This is a genomic window from Vibrio sp. 10N.261.55.A7, assembly GCF_002877365.1.
Classification (GTDB): domain Bacteria; phylum Pseudomonadota; class Gammaproteobacteria; order Enterobacterales; family Vibrionaceae; genus Vibrio.
In genome coordinates this window covers 61,696-78,835 of sequence record NZ_MCWZ01000101.1, presented here as the reverse complement: position 1 = coordinate 78,835, position 17,140 = coordinate 61,696, and the positions used below count along the sequence as shown (strand labels likewise).

The window sequence follows — 17,140 nt, the reverse complement described above, 5'->3', positions numbered from 1 at the left end:
CATAGACGTCATTGGCCCGTGATGACCCACCTTAGACAATCCATCACGCGCAAGTTGATGAATAAACTCAACGGTAGGCTCTTCTTTGGTCACGGTGGCAATGGGCGCGCCATTTGTTGCTTCAATCTGCACGCCAGGGCCCTCAGTACCCACTTGTTCAGCGGTAAACTGTTTATGGGAACCATCACAAAAGGGGAGGTTTGCGGAGTGTTTGCATTTACAGAGGTAGGCGTCGCCACTGCTTTCAGCAACAAAGCTTTTGGGTTTGAATTCTGTTCCCGAATGAGAACCATCGCAGTAAGGTTGGTTTTTTGAACGTCCGCAGGTACAAAAGTAATACTCTTGATCTTTATTAAGCTCGACTTTGATCGGCTTATTATCCGCTATTATTGGATTGCTCATGCTTTCCCTCTCTATGGGGCTTAATCAGTGTTTTTGTTGTTTGATTAAAAAGCATAGTCAGGATTAGCTGAGTTATCTTGGTAGAGTTAAACGAACGTTTCAATAGCTGGCACAGTTAACATAGTTGGCTAACGCTATGATTCGTGCAGGCTTCAGGGTTCAGGTTCAATAACGCACCGTTCTATGAGTAAATCATTGTTTTAGTGAGCACGAATATCACATTCCGATATCCGTGCTATAAACTCAATCTGTCAATTTCTCGATCTCACTTAGAAATCGATACGTTGGTGCGCGGATGTAAAATCGATCTCTGGGCCTTTCGGTATGATAAGAGTCGGGTTGATCGTTTCGTGACTGCCGTAATAGTGCGCCTTGATGTAAGGAATATTCACGGTTTCAGCCACCCCTTCAACCTGATAAAGGTCGCGTAGGTATCCCCAAATGTTTGGGTAATCAACGATGCGTTTGAGGTTACATTTGAAGTGGCCTACATACACCGCGTCAAAACGAACCAACGTGGTAAATAATCGCCAATCGGCTTCTGTAATCGTGTTTCCAGTCAAATATCGTTTATTCGACAAACGGCTCTCAATATTGTCTAACGCGGCAAATACTTCTGCGACGGCCTCATCATAGGCTTCTTGCGTTGTTGCAAACCCTGCTCGGTAAACGCCGTTATTGATGGTTGGGTAGATGTAATCATTCAGCTCATCGATCTCTTTTTGTAGTGCTTGTGGGTAGAGATCAAGTTCTGAATTCGTGGTTCTAAGCTCGTCAAATGCGTCATTGAACATGCGAATGATTTCAGCCGATTCGTTGCTGACAATCGTCTCTGTCTTTTTGTCCCAAAGGATAGGTACAGTGACTCGGCCTGTGTAGTCAGGATCGGCTTTGGTGTAGATTTGGTGCGCATACTGAGCATTAAAGATAGGGTCAGGTACAACGCCATCTCCCGGTTCAAAGTGCCAACCGTTGTGGCCCATGTAAGCGTTAACCACCGACATAGATATGATGCTTTCAAGACCTTTCAAGGATCGATAAATGATGGCTCTATGCGCCCATGGACATGCCAAAGAAACATAAAGGTGGTAGCGATTGGGTTCTGCTTTAAAGCCGCCAGTGCCAGTAGGGCCTGCGCTCCCATCTTTGGTGATCCAGTTTCGGAAACTGGACGCCTTACGCTGAAACTTTCCCCCTGTAGACTTTGTGTCGTACCAATCGGTGCGCCATTCGCCGTTCACTAGTAGTCCCATCTTCTTCTCCTTTGAGCGTTTGCTGATCGTTTATTGTTATTCATTTTTTCTGTTTCTGTTTCTAGTTCTAGTTCGTCGTCTGATTAAACATGCTGTTGAGCAGCGCAGTTAATCAGCATAGTTAATCATCGTAGTTGAGCGGTATCGCTGAGCAGTATCGTTGAGCAACTAAGTTACGTGAGTTGTGATTCGCCCAGTTACAAGGCAGTGAGTAAAAGGGCAAATCAAATTTTAAAAGCTTGGCTCTTTTGTCAGTGCTCGCCTAGACAAGCACACCATTGCTGTAGTCGTGGAAGGCTTGCATGAGCTCTTGTCGTGTGTTCATGACAAATGGGCCACCTCTCACAACGGGTTCATTCAGTGGTTTGCCTGCCAGCAACAAGAACTGAGCGTCCGAACTTGCTGAGATAGAAAGCCGCTCTTCTCCTTGGCTCAATATCCCAATGTGTTTCTCTGTCACCCTAGACGCCGTTTTATTGCTCGCGCCATCAAGCGAATTCACTGCGATGGTTCCTTCGGTCACGTAAACAAACGCGTTATGGCTAGCAGGAATATCCTGAACAAACGTCGCCCCTTCCAGCATCGAAACGTGCAGGTAAGTCGGTACAGTATAGTGATTTTTTACAGGTCCAATGGTGCCTTGGTTGGTCGCCCCTGAGATCACTCGTATGGAAGTGCCGTCTGCACGTTCTTCTAACGGTGTTTTTTCAGGTGGAAACTCTTGATACCCAGGATCGACCATCTTGGCTTCTTGCGGAAGATTCACCCACAACTGATAGCCTTTTAGCAATCCGTGTTCTTGCTCTGGCATTTCAGAATGCAAGATACCTTTGCCCGCCGTCATCCACTGAACACCGCCAGGTTCTATTACCCCTTCATTACCCGTGCTGTCTTTATGTCGCATCTTGCCGTTTAAAAGGTAGGTCACTGTTTCAAAACCGCGGTGAGGGTGCGTTGGAAACCCGCCGATATAGTCTGATGCTTGATCGCTTTCAAAACAATCGAGTAGCAAGAATGGGTCAAGCATGTTCAGTTCGTTCGTACCGATGATCCGAGTCAACTTCACACCATCACCATCAGAAGTGTTGATACCTTTGTAGACTTGGCTAAGCGAACGGTATTGAGTTTTTGTCGTCGTTATAGTCATCGAGATTCCCTCGTGTTTAGCTTCAATACGCTTATAGTAGTTGTTGATAAAAAATCATTAAACAGCAAGAATGAGAAATGATTGTTCTCAAAATGAGACCAATGTAAATGATAGGTGGAGCACGCGATGGGGCAACTTGAAAGCATTCAAATATTCATTAAGGTTGTCGAAACTGGCAGTATTACCAAGGCGTCAGAGCAGCTAGGTTTAGCAAAATCTGCGATCAGTAAAAGGCTCAGCGAGTTAGAGCAGCAGCTTGGCGTCAAGTTGATCAATCGAACCACGCGTAAATCGAGCATCACAGAAGCTGGGCAGATCTACTATCAAAAGAGTAAGTTGATTTCAGAAGAGTTAGATGAGCTAAACTCTGAGATTGCCTCGGTGCAAACACACCTTGTGGGCACGCTGAAAATAGCGGTACCGCTGTCATTTGGCATTGAGCATTTAGTGCCTGCACTTGATGAGTTTTCTAAGCTACACCCCGATCTAAAGCTGGATGTGGATTTTTCAGATAGAAAGGTTGATCTCGTTCAAGATGGATTCGATTTAGCGTTTAGAATTGGTCAATTGGCAGACTCAACCTTAAAAGCCAAAGCCATTACACCAATAAGCCACGTACTGTGTGCAAGCCCAGACTATTTGGACGAATATGGAATACCAGAGACACCAGAGGATCTAAAAAAGCATAAGTTCCTACGATATAGCCAGATGCCTTTATCTGGTCTTCAACTCGTTGGAGAGAATCAGCAAAAGTTCATGGCACAGATCGATGTGGTTCACAGCGCGAATAATGGTGAGTTTTTGAAAGCGATGGCGTTATCAGGGCACGGTTTTACTCACTTGCCGAAGTTCATTATTTGGAAAGAGTTACAAAATGGCACATTGAAGCAGATACTTACGCCATACACACCAGCGCCGCAAAATGCCTACATCGTTTACCCAGAAACACGTTACTTACCACAAAAGAGCCGTGCTCTTATCGATTTTCTCACCGACTATTTTGGTGATAGTCCGTATTGGGAATAGTGTTTGTAAGCAACTTAAGCTTGAAGTGGCTCGAAAGTGTATGAAGGAGATGCTACGAGCCAACAATTTTCTTGGGAAGCAAATACAAGTCTGAATAACAAACCCGTAAATAGTTCAACAGAACGCATTCACCCGACTAGTTTTACTGTGCAAACCATTTGTTAGCTCGGTTTTGAGCTATTTGTCAGTTGATTATAAGGGTGAATAATGAAAACGAAATTAAAACTAACGACGTTAGGCGTAGGGCTTATCACAGCATTTGGCTCGCTAAGTGTGAATGCGCATGGCTGGGTTGAGTTTCCAAGTGCACGGCAAAATACGTGTTACCTAGATGGCGGATTTTGGGAAAACACCATTCCCAACGCGGCTTGTCAGGCGGCCTTTGACGAATCGGGTGCTTATCCATTTGTTCAGAGAAATGAAGTGGCGGCGAATGTACCAAACTATCAAGATATGGCGCACGTGCAGGCCATTGTTCGTGATGGCGATCTGTGTTCAGCCGGTGATGCCTCTAAGTCAGGGCTGAACCTCCCTTCTCCCAACTGGCAGAAAACCAATGTCACTTTGGATGCCAATAACCAGTTTGATCTCGTCTTTAATGCGACCGCGCCTCACAATCCGTCGTACTGGCAGTTCTATTTGACCAAACCCTCTTATGACCCTTCTCTTCCGTTAACGTGGAGTGACTTAGAGTTGGTGGATACCTCTGGCAATGTCGCGGTCGGCGAGGACAAAAAGTATCGAATTAAGGTGTCATTACCGGCAGAGCGAAGTGGCGATGCGATCTTCTATACTCGTTGGCAGCGTGAAGATGCGGCTGGAGAAGGTTTCTATAACTGTAGTGATATCTCGTTCAGTGGCACGGGAACAAATCCGCCTACCGACCCTGTTGATCCAACCGATCCAGCGAACAATTTGACGTCATTGGGTTATTTTGTTCCGCAAGGATTCGGGCCAGTTGAATCTGGAGACACGATACGATTCAGAACGTTTGATGCGACTGGTAGCGAGATGGTTGATCTTTCTCTGCCTATCTCAGCGAACAATACGCAGACTTGGGCTGCCGAAATAGCGGATCAGTTTAATGCTCAACAGACTGGGGATTGGTACGTCGGCATTTGGCACCAAGAAATGAATCACTACATGTTCGATACCGGCAATATCAATTCTAACCAAGTCTTTGCGCCAAATGACACCTTTAGCTATGCCTTGTCACTGATCAAAGCCGATACCACGCCTCCCGTCGATCCAAGCAATGGATGGGTGACCAGTGCGGTTTACAATGCAGGCGATGTTGTGACTCATAACGGCAAAGAGTGGACAGCTCAATGGTGGACAACAGGTGAAGAGCCTGGAACAACCGGTGACTGGGGCGTTTGGCGCTAGAACTCACCTGACTGGCACACATTTTCTTGAAATTGAGGATGTGTGCCGGCATTCATTTTTCGCAATACAATGCAGTACTCTAATCATGACGTACAGATCTAATCAGAATCAAAATAATTCAGTGAGTTGATGGATTCTTTCAATCGGGTCAACCTGCGCCAAAGTGCTTTAAGATGGAATCGTAATCGCAATGCTAGGAGGCGATGAACAATTCAACCTTGATCTTCGCTGTTTGATCATGTCATGGTCGTCTTCCAATAGGGATGGCTAAGGCGTATCTTTCGCCCTAACCTGACCTTAAATGATGACTAGGAAATGGCCATGATTCGACATGTTTTACTGATAAAATTCAAAGAAGACACAAAGGCTTCAGAGCTGGATTTACTCAAAGGGTTGTTTGAGTCAACACCTGAAAAGATAGAGGGGGTGGTTTCTGTTGAATGGGGAATGAACGATAGCCAAGAAGGCAGAGATAAAGGCTATACACACGCCGTATTGATGACTTTTTTAGACGAAGCAGGCAGACAAAACTATCTTCCACATCCAGAACACAATGCATTGAAGCAAGTTTTTGTCCCCTTGATTGAAGACATTATTGTGTTTGACTACACGCTGTAAATTTCCGCTAACGTTAAAGACCATTATTCACATGCGCTACATAGCGTAGATAAAGCGCATGTGCTCTTTTCTAATACACAGAGCGATCACGATGCTTTTGATTACCGAAGCCCTAATGCTATTGCTGTCTGATCGCAATGCCCTTCCAATGACCTTTGTCGGTTGCCGCGGAGTTTGACGCATTCTGGCGCGACTCATTTCAGTAAACTACGCGTTATTTCAACGCGTCGGCCCCTTGTGAGTACTGAGCGACATAATCTTGTATCTTCTTCGCAAGCCATTGGTGAGGTAGGGAGTTGAAGTTTCGTTGATGTTGCAGCAAGAAGAGTTCGACATGATATTGCGTATCATCGATAAAGTCGTAGATACCCACAAACCCGTCACTAAAATTATGCGTTGCGCTGAGTGCATTCATCCCAAAAACCACCATAGCTGAGTTCGCAGCAATGTCTAATAAGACTTGAGTTTGAGTACTGCGAAGCGTCGGTTTTTGCATAGCCCCTTGTTGGGATAAAAGCATTTGAAGTGGCGCATTGAAGGTTTTTTTATGGTCTTCTTCAACGTTCATGGCAACGATTGGGTAAGAAAGAATTTCCTCCAGCGTTGCATTTTTGCCCGCTAAAGGATGCGATTTTCTTACGTAGATCTTAGGGTAAATAGTACCAAGAGGCGTCGCCTTGTATTTGTTGTCTGTGGGCCTGGAATAGTGGACAGCGAAATCTAACTTACCTTTGTCGAGCAGATCGTAAGGGTTGCTCTTAGCGGCCATCTCGATCAAGTTGACGTCAGGGGCTTCCGAAAAAATATCCAAGACCAGACTAGGTAAAATGGTGCTGCCTAAATAAGTGGGTAATGAGAGTGAAAATGTTTCCTTACAACTCTGTGGTTCAAACGCATTTTTATCAAACAAGTCACTAAGCTGAGGAAGAATGTGTTGAAGCTCGCCGCCTATTTCTATGGCTTTTGCGGTTGGCGTTAACCCTGTTGAGGTTCGAATGAAAAGCGGGTCATCAAAGGCGTCGCGGAGCTTTTTTAGGCTTCGACTCATGGCCGATTGAGAGACAAACATCGCCTTTGCGGCGTTGGTGACATTTTGCTCTGTGAGTAGCGCATCAAAAGCAACGAGCAGGTTAAGGTCAACTCTATGCAGCTGCTTTGAATGATGTTTATCCATAGTCGATATCTCAAATCTCTTTTTACACTTAGATATAGCTTACCTCAAATGGAAAATGTGCACCCTAGAAGGATGCGCAACTCTTTAATTTACTTCTATAAAGTCACTGGGTTTCCAAGATTTATCAAACCAAGCTGCGTTGGTGCGCCATCAATGTAATTTAGGCCACCAAGATAGGTCGACTCTACACTGTTTGGCGTAATGATGTTTTGTGGTACGTCGGCATTGTATTCTGGCTGAGCAAGGGGGGAAGTCGACACACTAAGCGTGATAAGCGCCATCGCGATGATTGATTTTTTCATGTTGTTACCCTTCGTTGTCAATGCACGCAAAGAACCGTACTCGTGTGCATAATATAGGTCGATGTTTCTAGTCTGGCCCTTCCATTTTGCAGAAGGGCCTGTCACTGCGTTTTCTTTCGCTCGATACTTTCTACTTCAATACTTCTAGCTTGATACCTTCTCTAGGTCATTGAGCATCCAGTTCTTAAAGAAAGTCTTCGAGGTTGGTCGATATAATCGGAACAACAAGAAATAGTCTTCGCCGCCAGTCGGCACCCAGTTACTCTCTTTTCCTTCAGGCGCTTTTGGCCCGAAATAGAGATCGTATGACCCATCTGAATTTTTGATCATGGTGTCTGAATTTCGAGAGGAAAGACCCACACGGTCGACACCTTTAACAAAGTTCTTGGTTTCCATGCTGTACACAATGGCAGACCAGAAATCTTCAACGGGCGTATCAGCGGGTACATTGAGTTTGTATGTCTCTTCGCCGTCCAGCATGTCACCGTTCGCATCACGTAACCCCGTTAGGTAGAAGGTTGAGCCACCCAGTTGTTTTGGTAGATACGTGACGTAGAAATAGGACGCTGCGCGTTTATCTACAAGCACTTCATTTTCATCGATAAAGGGAAAGCCTTGCTGAGCCTGTGGCCCAAAGTTCCAGAAAGACCATTGCGATATAGGCTTGCCATCTTCATCGCGCCAAAGCGCACTGACAGTTTGGTCTGGTTCAACAAATTTAGACTGCATGTGAGCATAGGCCATTAGCACGCCTTCTTGCATCGCTTGAGTCTGTTCTTCTGTTGGCTTAAATGACTTTCCTTTTTCAATGCCTAAATCTTTCAGAAGTGATGCCATCGCTTTGTCTTGATCACGTACAGGGTTCTCTTGAATCACATCGTTGATGTCTTGGAAAAACGTGTCGTTGTAATAAGGCAAGCTATCATAAGCGACATCCGTTGCGTCGAGATGCGTTGTTTTTTGAGGATTGGAAGCCTCTGCAAGCTCGTATATTTTTATCTGTTTTGCGTAGTTTCCAGCGTCTTCATCGGTTGCGCCGTTAGTGAGTGACGGACGAAATGAAAAGCCGTAAAGATAGGTGTCGGTTTCAAACACCAAATAGCCTTCACTTTCTAACGCCTCTTTTGTACCCAGCTTATTGTCGTAGTTTGGCGGCAGAAAGAGGTATTTCCCACCTTCGCCTTTGTCGGCGCCTTTGTAACCCACATCAGTAATGGGCACTTCCCATTGATTAACGATTGACCCAAAGTAATTCACTTTATCGGTCGCCGCGGGGACTTCCACGACGATAGGGCCATTTTTGGAGGTTAGGGTTGCCCACGCATAAGCGGTTGTGTCATTGGCGGTTAAGAACCCTTTTTCTGAACCAAAGGGTTCGTTGACATAGACGACGTCGTTGTAGTCGCCACCAAGATCACGTCGAGTGGCCTTTAGAAAGTCAATTTGTGTAACGGCAGGCATATAGTGAATAGCCGTTTGGGTAGCGCGCTGAACCATGATTTTGTATTCAAGGTTTTCGATTTTCGATGAGCGCTCAAGGATGTCGTCAGTATCATTAAATGACTGGGCATGAACAGGGGCAGTTGCTAATGCCAGAAGTGAAGCGAGTAGTAGTTTTTTCATAGTGGTTACGTCTCTTCGTCAAAACATAGTGGGTTATGGACGAACATCCTTTGTTCACTATCCAGTCTAGGGTACCTCGTGATATTACTGAAACGACTTATAATCATGATTAATTATCTTAAAAACGGATAATTGTTTTTAATCAATATAATAGAGTCAGGTGAGTGAAGAGGAGTGAGTGAAAATAAGATGAATAAAAGTAGAGTTGATGAAGTGAGATAGGCGAAAATGGGGACTATTAAGGCGAGAGCCATTAAAGCGAGAGCGATACAAGGAAGGTATCCAAAATGGCTTGGCTGAGGAATACAGCGGGGTGTTTGAACTTTTGATATGAAAAACAATATTTCCGCGATCGGTAATTAGTCATTGGTGATCGTCTGTTATCTTGGGGATCCCTCCCCACAACAACGGGTTAGTTGACCGCGTGTTTCACGGTGCTTTTTAGGTGGTGCATGAAGTGCTTAAAGTGCGGCATGAAGTCGGTAAACAGTGCGTGCTTTCTATTTTGCATTAATACTGGGCCTAGCAGTCTTAAAGCAACACCCACTTTGGTCGCGGTTTCACTTTCAAGCCCACTTCCTCGTTGTAATTTATCGACCACGTTGAACAGATCTTCTCTGTCTTGGTGCTCAAATTGCAGCGTTTGGATTACCGTTTTGTCTGCATCAAGCGCTTCGATAGTAATGCGGTATTGTTTGTCTTGTCTCATCATAATCACCTTTCAGGTTTAGGATTGTATTTACCATGCGTATTTGCCATACACGGTTAGGTAGCACTGATTGTTAGCTTTTTAGGAAACGTTCTACTTTGGGTTTGATCGTTAGGGAAATGGCTGTCATAAGAACCAGTGCGACAGGCAGAGCACCGAGTAAACCGTTCACCCATGCCCATAAAAAGTCATGACCATGTTCAAAACCGATCGTGTTGAATGCGGTGGTGAAAGCCATACCTGATTCCATGATCAACGCCATCGCAACCCCAATGACAATGTTTCTAGACTTTTCAGATAGCTTGGGCAGGAACTTTTCTGCGCCTTTCGTTAGCATGGCCATGATAAAGAAGCCCATCGGCATGATTGTGCAGGCCGCGGTAAGAAAAGAGGTGAGCCAATCCGCAGTGAAACTACTACTGTAGCCCACACTCATGTAGGTCATAACGCCTGTTAACGTGCCGCCCACTAGTGTCATCATGCCGAGCACCACGAGAATTTTTTGGTATGTCGGGGTACTTGCTGTTGATACTTCTGTCTCTGGTGTCAAAGTTTGCGTATTCATAGATGTCTCCAATCTTGCAATGGCGGCTAAATAAGTTGACAATATCAACTATAGTTTATTGGTTGATAAAGTCAACTATAATATTGGAGTTATCTTAATGTCTGATCATCACTCTTTAGACAGTTTGTTCAAATTGGTTCATGGCTTTAAACGAAATATGCACTCTCAAATTGAAGCTCTGGACATCGATATTGCCCCTATGCACGTGCGTGTTCTCAAAATTATTTCGAAGAAGCCACGCTGTACGGCCATTGATATCGCTCATTTCTTAAATCGAGATAAGGCACAAGTGACCCGCTTACTCAGTAGCTTAATCAAGCTGGCATTGATCGTGAAAGAGCCAAACCCTGAAGACAAACGCAGCCAATGTTTGGCGTTGACGGAAGATGGCAAGGTCATCATGTCGCGCTTGGCGAGTGTTGATAAGGCAATGTTTGAGAAAATGAAAGCAGGGATTACGGCGGAAGAGCTGGATACTTTCCAAAGTGTGGCCGATAAAATGGCGAACAATTTATGTGTGATGAAATGATGAGTGTCCGCTTTTTACGTTAGCCGCTCTCCAATGCGGTACCTATGCCGATCAGTACAATAAAACGAAAATGGGCACACACTATTTAGAATAGCGGTGCCCAAGATACAGAGTGGTGCTTAGTGAAGCTTCTGCCTAAGCAAACTTCACCAATACTCGACTTATTAGAAGTTCGCTGTCATACCGACATACCAAGTACGAGGGTCAATACTGTAACCACGTTGAGTCACGTTGATGTCGTCAAACTGCTCATCCGTTAAGTTACGAACGCCAGCACGAAGGCGCCAGTCGTAATTGAAGTGATAGTTTAAGCCTAAATCGATTGTCGTAACGGCTGGGCGAGTCACATCGTCTTCAAGGTCAACAACCGTGCTACTAATGTAGTTCACGCGAGCGAACGTATCTAACCAATCAGTTGCGTGCCAGGTGACTCGAACATTCGCTTGATGATCCGGACGGTTCTCTAGAATCTGACCTGTTTCTTTGTTTTCTGTGTCCAAGTAAGTGTAAGTACCATTTAGGCGTATCGCGTCAGTCACATCGACGTGACCAGCCAATTCAATCCCCTGAGTCATGGCTTCGCTAACGTTCCAATACGTGTAAAGTGGTTTTTCAGGTGTGCCGCCAATTTCGCTGCCTTCTGATACATCACGTTCAATCAGGTTTTTGATTTCATTGCGGAATAAGCCCGCTTCTAGTCCCCAGTTGATCTCGTTGTAAATCGCTGAAATTTCGTAGCTTACGCTGGTTTCAGGATCCAGATTTGGGTTCCCTGTTAGTTGGCAGCTGCCTTTACAGCTATTAATGATGTTCTCTTCAGACGTTTGCAAAAGAGTCGGGGCATTGAATGCAGAGCCTACACCACCTTTAACGGTTAGCTTGTCGCTCACGGTATTCACTAAATACGCACGCGGGCTAAAGTGGCTGCCGTACGCTTCATGAAAGTCTAATCGAGTGCCGTAAGTAAGCGTGTAAGACTCGTTGAATTCCCATTGATCTTGCACGAACAGGGCTTGTTCATGGGCATCCGCTTTGCCTGTTTCAGTCAGGCTTTCTGGGTTAATCAGCTCAGAATACGAGGCTTCACCGCCCACGGTTAGGGTGTGGTTACTAATGTAAGTGGTTGCGTGGCCATACACTTGCTGAGTTGTCTCTTCAACATCGTTAACACCAGTGTCTGTTTCCGCTGCATTTTCACTGGTGACAGCATCTCGGTTGTAACGGAATTGAGTGTCACCCCAATCGAACGTGCCGTTGTAAGTCAACGCTTGCATGTCACGTTTAACGGTCGCATCTGACTCTGTTAGGCCTGATGTCGATTCAATCATGCCTTCACGTTCATCATCGTTGTACGCGAAATCAAAGGTAAGGTCGTGGTTTTCGTTGATGTACCATTGCAGGCTACCACTCGCCGATAGTGTCTCGCGCTTTTCTAGAGTGGTTGCTTGAGAACGATCATAAATTTCCCCTCGGCTTGTTTCGCCGTCGCCGGAAAAGGCATGGTAAGCATCGCGTGCACTCTGGTTGACCGCAAACGACATGTACAACTCATCTTCAACTAATGCGCCTGATGTGTTGAAGCCAATAGTGTATTCGCCCCCATTATCGGCATCACGGTGGCTGTAGTCGCCACTGATTTGAGAGCGCCATTCGTTGGTTGGTTGTTTGGTAATAACATTGATAACACCACCGAGGGCTTCAGAGCCGTAAAGGGCTGACATTGGTCCTCGAATGACTTCGATTCGTTCAATGCTCTCCTTTGGTATTGTAGAAAGATCGAAATCGTTGCCACGGAAGATCGCATTCGATGAACTGAGCTTTCGGCCATCGATTAGGATCATGGTGAACTTTGTGTCCATCCCTCGAATAGAGACCTGTTCACGTCCTGCACGACCGCCTTCCATTTGGCTTTCAACACCTGCTACATTCTTCACTAAGTCATTCAGAGCTAGCCCTGGCTCTGACAGAATATCCTCTTCTGTAATAACAGAAATTGAAGCGGGCGCTTTGGCGATGGTCGTTTCGGTGCGAGTTGCGGTGACCACCATTTGCTCATCAAACTTTTCTGTCTCACTGGCCGCATAAGCGGGTAGAGCAAGAGTCGATGCGATGAAGAGGGCGAGAGGGGATTTGATCAATTGAGTTTGGCGTTCCACTTCGGTACCTAAATAGTAGCTGTAATGATAATGGTTCGCATTACATATCGCATTACACCTGATCGCAACGAAAGTTTCATTCAATTTGTCTATTTTCAGTATCCAAAAATTGAATACTATAATTATCAAGTATTCAATTGGTTAATTAACGATCAAGTTGGTCTTAAATTGCTCAAATGAATTCCAAGTCTTCAAACTGGCCCCGATCACTCGGTATGGTAAGTCTCTTTGAATAGCTCTCGAATCCAGATACACATGGGATCGGAGTGGAAGCGCTTGTGCCAATATAGATACGTATCTTGGTACGGAGACTTTAGGGCGTCAGGCACTTCTCTTGTGATGAGTTTTCGACTGGTGGCCACTTCTTCTGCAAAGGGCGTAGGCAGATGAAAGATGAGGTCAGTGTGTTCAGCGACACTGGCCGCTGCGTTGAAATTACTGAGCATGACCGGTGTCGAGAGTTTTTCGTGTTTCTCTAACAAACCGAGTTCTCGAAACCGCGGTTCAATCGACAGATTTTTTCCACCTTGCAACGATATTTGACCAAAGTGCGCGTGTCTTAGGTTTTCAGCACTCAATTTTTCATGGGCAAGTTCATGTTCATCACTCATCAGTAAGCGAAAATCTCGAGTTTTAAGAAACATTCGATACAGGTTTTGGTCACTGTTACTGGGTGCTAGATTCGACAAGACGAAATGAACACTGCCATCGTTTAAACCATCGAAATGACGTTTTGGCACGGTATCAACATCAACAACAAGGTGAGGAGCCAGCTTGCGAACTTTATTTATTAGCGGTGGCAATAACCAATTTATTTGCGGGACGAGGCCAAAGAATCGCACGGTTTGATCCGATTGAAGAGGATCGAATTGATCGCCATTGACGAACTTTTCTAGCCCTTGCAGTAGGGCGTCTAGGTCTTGCTTAAGTTGCTCACCTTTTGGTGTGAGTTCGTAGCCGTGTGTCGTGCGCACTAGAAGTTCATCATTAAACACGCTTCTCAGTTTTTGCAGTGAACGGCTCATGCTTGGTTGACTGGTTTGAAGCGCCAGAGCGGCATTGGAAACATGCTTCTCTTCCAGTAAATGCTTGAGTACGACGAGCAGATTTAAGTCGACCTTTCCTAAATTCATTTTTTGAATACCCACTATTCTTTCTATCTCATTGACGTATATAGGTTACCTGATACCCTCTGGTGTAATCAAGAATCATTCTTGTTTCTCTTCTCGTTTGTTATTTGTTGTGTGCACGTTCGTACGAAAGGTTGATCGATTGTTTGAAAGGTTGACCACCTGTTGCATTTGGCATTGATAAAGAGTGATTATTTTCAACAGGACTCCATTATGACATCGCTTAAAACCTTCACTGTGAAAGTGGCTTTGGCTTCACTACTGCTTGCCGTCAGTTCGATCTCTGTCGCTAAAACGATTGAACATACGTTAGGCACCATTGATATCGACGGAACACCAAAGCGTGTTGTGGTGTTAAGCCATGGTGCATTGGATTTTCTAAATGAAATCGGTGTTGAGCCTGTGGGGACGGTAAAGCAGCTGATCCCAAGTTATTTGGCGCAGTACAGTGAAAACCAATATCACGCACTGGGCAGTTTAAAAGAGCCAAACTTTGAAGAGATCTTCATGGCGAAGCCAGATCTGATCATTGCAGAAGGTCGTCAGGCTGAACTGTACAAAGACCTATCCGCTATCGCGCCGGTGTACATGTACCAGATTGATAACAGCGATTACTGGAAAACCACTCAGCACCATTGGCGTGTATTGGGCGATTTGTTCGATAAAAGCAGTCACGTTGAGTCAATGATCACGAACATTCAACAGCAGTTTAGTGAAATTGAAGCGCACACTACGGCTCGGTCTTTGAACGCGATGAGCGTAATGAACTCTGGCAGTCGCCTTTCAATGTTTGGCTCGAACAGTCGCTTCTCTGTGATTTACGATGAGCTAGGCTTTGAAACCCGCGAAAGCAAAAATGTTGAGTCGGTGGCTCGTCCGCATGGAAACCTGATTTCGTTTGAATACGTGGCCGATGCGCAACCCGATGTGATTTTCATTCTGGACCGTCAACAAGCGATTGGGGCAAGCAACGCCAGTTCTGAGCAGTTCTTTGATAACAACCTAGTGAACAGTACGCCAGCGGCGAAGAACAATAAGGTTGTGTTCCTTGATTCTGCGGCGTGGTATTTGACGGCCGGTGGTTATCAATCGACTCAGATCATGATCAACGACGTTAAGAAAGTACTCTAATTCACTTCTTCGGGTGGCGTTGCTGTCGCCCGAACTTTCGACTCAACTATGAAAATAAATAGACCCTTCATCGCCATACTCTGTCTGGCGATTTTAAGTTTTGCCTCATTGTTTGTTGGCGTGGCGAATATCAATCTCCAGTCACTGATGTCAGGTGACGCGCACGCGCTTGAAATCTTAATGTCGAGCCGCTTACCTCGTTTGTTTGCCATCGGTTTGGCTGGGGCAGGTTTAAGTGTGGCAGGTTTGATCATGCAGCAAATCGTGCAAAACCGCTTTGCGGCACCTTCAACCACAGGCACCATTGATTGTGCCATGCTTGGCTACATCATCAGTCTTGTGTTTTTTGCTCAACTTGATAACTGGATTCAGTTGTCGATCATCATGGCTTTCTCGGTGTTGGGCACGCTTGTTTTCGTGCGATTCATTCAACGAATGCAGTTTAAGAGCGCCATGCTCGTCCCGCTGATTGGCATCATGTATGGCAATGTTGTCTCTTCATTGACGACCTTCGTTGCGTACAAATACGACCTCGTCCAAACCCTTAATTCCTGGACCGTAGCGAACTTTGCTTCGGTATTAAAAGGGAATTACGAGCTACTCTATCTTGCCATTCCAACATCAATACTGGCGTATCTCTACGCGAGTAAATTCAGCGCGGCCAGCATCGGTGAGAGCTTTGCCAAAAACATCGGCCTGAACTATCGAAGAATCGTGATGATTGGGGTCATGCTGGTGGCGGTGTTGTCGTCGTCGGTGGTGATGATCGTGGGTGTGATTCCGTTTTTGGGGCTTATTGTTCCGAATATCATCTCGCAGTTTATGGGCGATAACATGAAGCGTAATTTGCCCTGGACAGCGTATTGGGGGGCTTTGCTTGTTCTGGTGTGCGACGTGATTGGTCGTATCGTTATCTTCCCTTACGAAATACCGATTTCGATGATCATCAGCATTTTTGGTGGAGTGGTATTCATCGGTTTGATTTTGAAGGATAAGTCGAATGCCTAGCTTGTTGAGAAGTAAGCCGTTGTTTATGAGCAAACTTATAATGACTAACCCCTTAAAAGTGGTTCTTCTGGCTATTATTTCCGTTGTGTTCATTGGGTTCTTTATTGGCAAAGGGCTGACAGCCGATAATTATCAATTCTTCTTGTCGCGCCGTGCTGGCCATCATCATCGCCGCAATCGCCATTGCTGCCTCTTCGCTGGTCTTTCAGACCATCACCAATAATCGCATCTTAACACCGAGCATTTTGGGCTTTGATTCCTTGTATGTGATGCTACAAGTATTGATGGTGGTTCTGTTTGGCAGCATGAGCCCAATCGTGATCAACAGTGGTTTAAATTATGTGGTGACTACCGCCATTATGCTGATACTGGCGATGACATTGTTTGGTTTCTACTTTCGCCGTGGTAATCGCAACATCTTTACCCTGCTGCTGATTGGTATCGTTCTAAGTAGTCTCTTTGGCAGTGTAACGGGCTTCTTTACCATGCTGGTTGACCCCAATGAGTTCACCATGATTCAAGGGGCGATGTTTGCTAGCTTTAACAATGTAAATTCTGACCTTGTGTACTGGAGCCTTATTCCGCTTGCGTTGAGTACCTTGTATCTTTTCCGCCTTGCACCCAAACTCGATGTCTTCTGGCTAGGCATTGATAACGCAAAAAGCCTCGGCGTAGACACGCAAAAGATCACCATGAAAGTGATGTTTGTTATCACCATATTGGTCTCGATATCGACGGTGTTAGTTGGGCCGGTGCTGTTCTTTGGCTTGATTGTTGTGGCACTCACCCGAGAAGTGTTCAGTGGTTACCAACACCGCTTTTTGTTACTGGCATCAAGCTTACTCTCTATCGTGATGCTGATAAGCGGCCAGTGGGTAGTGGAAAACCTGCTTAATTTCGAGACAACCATCAGTGTGATCATTAACTTTGTTGGTGGCGCTTACTTCCTGATGCTGCTTAGCAAACAAAAATTCAACTAGA

At 45.4% G+C, this 17,140-nt stretch carries 16 protein-coding genes and 1 pseudogene; 7 read left to right on the top strand and 10 right to left on the bottom strand.

Annotated features, from left to right (window positions below; translation table 11 throughout):
- The 3 genes from BCU12_RS07610 to BCU12_RS07600 all read right to left on the bottom strand — a co-directional run.
- Positions 1 to 402, bottom strand: a 402-nt coding sequence (locus BCU12_RS07610; RefSeq protein ID WP_133153827.1) for a CDGSH iron-sulfur domain-containing protein, incomplete at its 3' end; no start/stop codon positions are given.
- A gap of 269 nt (positions 403 to 671) precedes the next feature.
- Positions 672 to 1,655, bottom strand: coding sequence for a glutathione S-transferase family protein (locus BCU12_RS07605; protein WP_102403739.1), 984 nt, complete (start codon positions 1,653 to 1,655; stop codon positions 672 to 674).
- Positions 1,656 to 1,917: 262 nt separating this feature from the next.
- Positions 1,918 to 2,802 (bottom strand): pirin family protein, encoded by an 885-nt coding sequence (locus BCU12_RS07600; protein WP_102403738.1) that lies wholly within the window; start codon positions 2,800 to 2,802, stop codon positions 1,918 to 1,920.
- 126 nt (positions 2,803 to 2,928) lie between these two features.
- Here BCU12_RS07600 and BCU12_RS07595 point away from each other — a divergent pair, with 126 nt between their 5' ends.
- The 3 genes from BCU12_RS07595 (at position 2,929) to BCU12_RS07585 (ending at position 5,832) form a co-directional block, all read left to right on the top strand.
- Positions 2,929 to 3,828: a LysR family transcriptional regulator gene (locus BCU12_RS07595; RefSeq protein WP_102403737.1), complete on the top strand. Its 900-nt coding sequence runs from the start codon at positions 2,929 to 2,931 to the stop codon at positions 3,826 to 3,828.
- 207 nt (positions 3,829 to 4,035) lie between these two features.
- Positions 4,036 to 5,214: a lytic polysaccharide monooxygenase gene (locus tag BCU12_RS07590; RefSeq protein ID WP_102403736.1), complete on the top strand. Its 1,179-nt coding sequence runs from the start codon at positions 4,036 to 4,038 to the stop codon at positions 5,212 to 5,214.
- A gap of 321 nt (positions 5,215 to 5,535) precedes the next feature.
- On the top strand, positions 5,536 to 5,832 hold the full coding sequence (locus BCU12_RS07585; protein ID WP_102403735.1) for a Dabb family protein: 297 nt from the start codon (positions 5,536 to 5,538) through the stop codon (positions 5,830 to 5,832).
- Positions 5,833 to 6,046: 214 nt separating this feature from the next.
- Here BCU12_RS07585 and BCU12_RS07580 read toward each other — a convergent pair whose 3' ends face one another.
- From BCU12_RS07580 to BCU12_RS07560, 5 genes are all read right to left on the bottom strand, one after another.
- Complete coding sequence (locus tag BCU12_RS07580; RefSeq protein ID WP_102403734.1) at positions 6,047 to 7,006, bottom strand: LysR family transcriptional regulator; 960 nt, start codon at positions 7,004 to 7,006, stop codon at positions 6,047 to 6,049.
- A gap of 95 nt (positions 7,007 to 7,101) precedes the next feature.
- On the bottom strand, positions 7,102 to 7,308 hold the full coding sequence (locus BCU12_RS07575) for a hypothetical protein (protein WP_133153826.1): 207 nt from the start codon (positions 7,306 to 7,308) through the stop codon (positions 7,102 to 7,104).
- Positions 7,309 to 7,452: 144 nt separating this feature from the next.
- Positions 7,453 to 8,931, bottom strand: a complete 1,479-nt coding sequence (locus tag BCU12_RS07570; protein ID WP_102403732.1) for a DUF1214 domain-containing protein — start codon at positions 8,929 to 8,931, stop codon at positions 7,453 to 7,455.
- A 412-nt stretch (positions 8,932 to 9,343) separates the two neighbouring features.
- The gene (locus BCU12_RS07565; RefSeq protein WP_102403731.1) at positions 9,344 to 9,640 is read right to left on the bottom strand and encodes a DUF3861 domain-containing protein; all 297 of its coding nucleotides are present in this window, start codon (positions 9,638 to 9,640) and stop codon (positions 9,344 to 9,346) included.
- 73 nt (positions 9,641 to 9,713) lie between these two features.
- Positions 9,714 to 10,205: a DUF2798 domain-containing protein gene (locus BCU12_RS07560; protein WP_102403730.1), complete on the bottom strand. Its 492-nt coding sequence runs from the start codon at positions 10,203 to 10,205 to the stop codon at positions 9,714 to 9,716.
- 97 nt (positions 10,206 to 10,302) lie between these two features.
- Here BCU12_RS07560 and BCU12_RS07555 point away from each other — a divergent pair, with 97 nt between their 5' ends.
- Entirely contained in the window at positions 10,303 to 10,734 is a 432-nt protein-coding gene (locus BCU12_RS07555) for a MarR family transcriptional regulator (protein WP_102403729.1), read from the top strand.
- Between the two features lie 164 nt (positions 10,735 to 10,898).
- On the opposite strand, the gene BCU12_RS07550 is transcribed toward BCU12_RS07555, so the two are convergent.
- Together BCU12_RS07550 and BCU12_RS07545 are read right to left on the bottom strand one after the other, a co-directional pair.
- Positions 10,899 to 12,890 (bottom strand): TonB-dependent receptor, encoded by a 1,992-nt coding sequence (locus tag BCU12_RS07550; RefSeq protein ID WP_241909774.1) that lies wholly within the window; start codon positions 12,888 to 12,890, stop codon positions 10,899 to 10,901.
- A 206-nt stretch (positions 12,891 to 13,096) separates the two neighbouring features.
- On the bottom strand, positions 13,097 to 14,023 hold the full coding sequence (locus BCU12_RS07545) for a LysR family transcriptional regulator (RefSeq protein ID WP_102403745.1): 927 nt from the start codon (positions 14,021 to 14,023) through the stop codon (positions 13,097 to 13,099).
- Between the two features lie 210 nt (positions 14,024 to 14,233).
- Here BCU12_RS07545 and BCU12_RS07540 point away from each other — a divergent pair, with 210 nt between their 5' ends.
- The 3 genes and pseudogenes from BCU12_RS07540 (at position 14,234) to BCU12_RS07530 (ending at position 17,139) form a co-directional block, all read left to right on the top strand.
- Positions 14,234 to 15,151 (top strand): ABC transporter substrate-binding protein, encoded by a 918-nt coding sequence (locus BCU12_RS07540; protein WP_102403728.1) that lies wholly within the window; start codon positions 14,234 to 14,236, stop codon positions 15,149 to 15,151.
- 54 nt (positions 15,152 to 15,205) lie between these two features.
- Complete coding sequence (locus BCU12_RS07535) at positions 15,206 to 16,159, top strand: iron chelate uptake ABC transporter family permease subunit (RefSeq protein ID WP_198599279.1); 954 nt, start codon at positions 15,206 to 15,208, stop codon at positions 16,157 to 16,159.
- A gap of 40 nt (positions 16,160 to 16,199) precedes the next feature.
- Positions 16,200 to 17,139, top strand: a pseudogene (locus BCU12_RS07530) (iron chelate uptake ABC transporter family permease subunit).
- Position 17,140 lies beyond the last annotated feature (1 nt).

Coding starts and splice junctions, on each gene's coding strand:
- BCU12_RS07585 (WP_102403735.1), top strand. CDS start 5,536: ATGATTCGACATGTTTTACTGATAAAATTCAAAGAAGACACAAAGGCT.
- BCU12_RS07605 (WP_102403739.1), bottom strand. CDS start 1,655: ATGGGACTACTAGTGAACGGCGAATGGCGCACCGATTGGTACGACACA.
- BCU12_RS07565 (WP_102403731.1), bottom strand. CDS start 9,640: ATGAGACAAGACAAACAATACCGCATTACTATCGAAGCGCTTGATGCA.
- BCU12_RS07595 (WP_102403737.1), top strand. CDS start 2,929: ATGGGGCAACTTGAAAGCATTCAAATATTCATTAAGGTTGTCGAAACT.
- BCU12_RS07575 (WP_133153826.1), bottom strand. CDS start 7,308: ATGAAAAAATCAATCATCGCGATGGCGCTTATCACGCTTAGTGTGTCG.
- BCU12_RS07580 (WP_102403734.1), bottom strand. CDS start 7,006: ATGGATAAACATCATTCAAAGCAGCTGCATAGAGTTGACCTTAACCTG.
- BCU12_RS07540 (WP_102403728.1), top strand. CDS start 14,234: ATGACATCGCTTAAAACCTTCACTGTGAAAGTGGCTTTGGCTTCACTA.
- BCU12_RS07570 (WP_102403732.1), bottom strand. CDS start 8,931: ATGAAAAAACTACTACTCGCTTCACTTCTGGCATTAGCAACTGCCCCT.
- BCU12_RS07555 (WP_102403729.1), top strand. CDS start 10,303: ATGTCTGATCATCACTCTTTAGACAGTTTGTTCAAATTGGTTCATGGC.
- BCU12_RS07590 (WP_102403736.1), top strand. CDS start 4,036: ATGAAAACGAAATTAAAACTAACGACGTTAGGCGTAGGGCTTATCACA.
- BCU12_RS07560 (WP_102403730.1), bottom strand. CDS start 10,205: ATGAATACGCAAACTTTGACACCAGAGACAGAAGTATCAACAGCAAGT.
- BCU12_RS07545 (WP_102403745.1), bottom strand. CDS start 14,023: ATGAATTTAGGAAAGGTCGACTTAAATCTGCTCGTCGTACTCAAGCAT.
- BCU12_RS07600 (WP_102403738.1), bottom strand. CDS start 2,802: ATGACTATAACGACGACAAAAACTCAATACCGTTCGCTTAGCCAAGTC.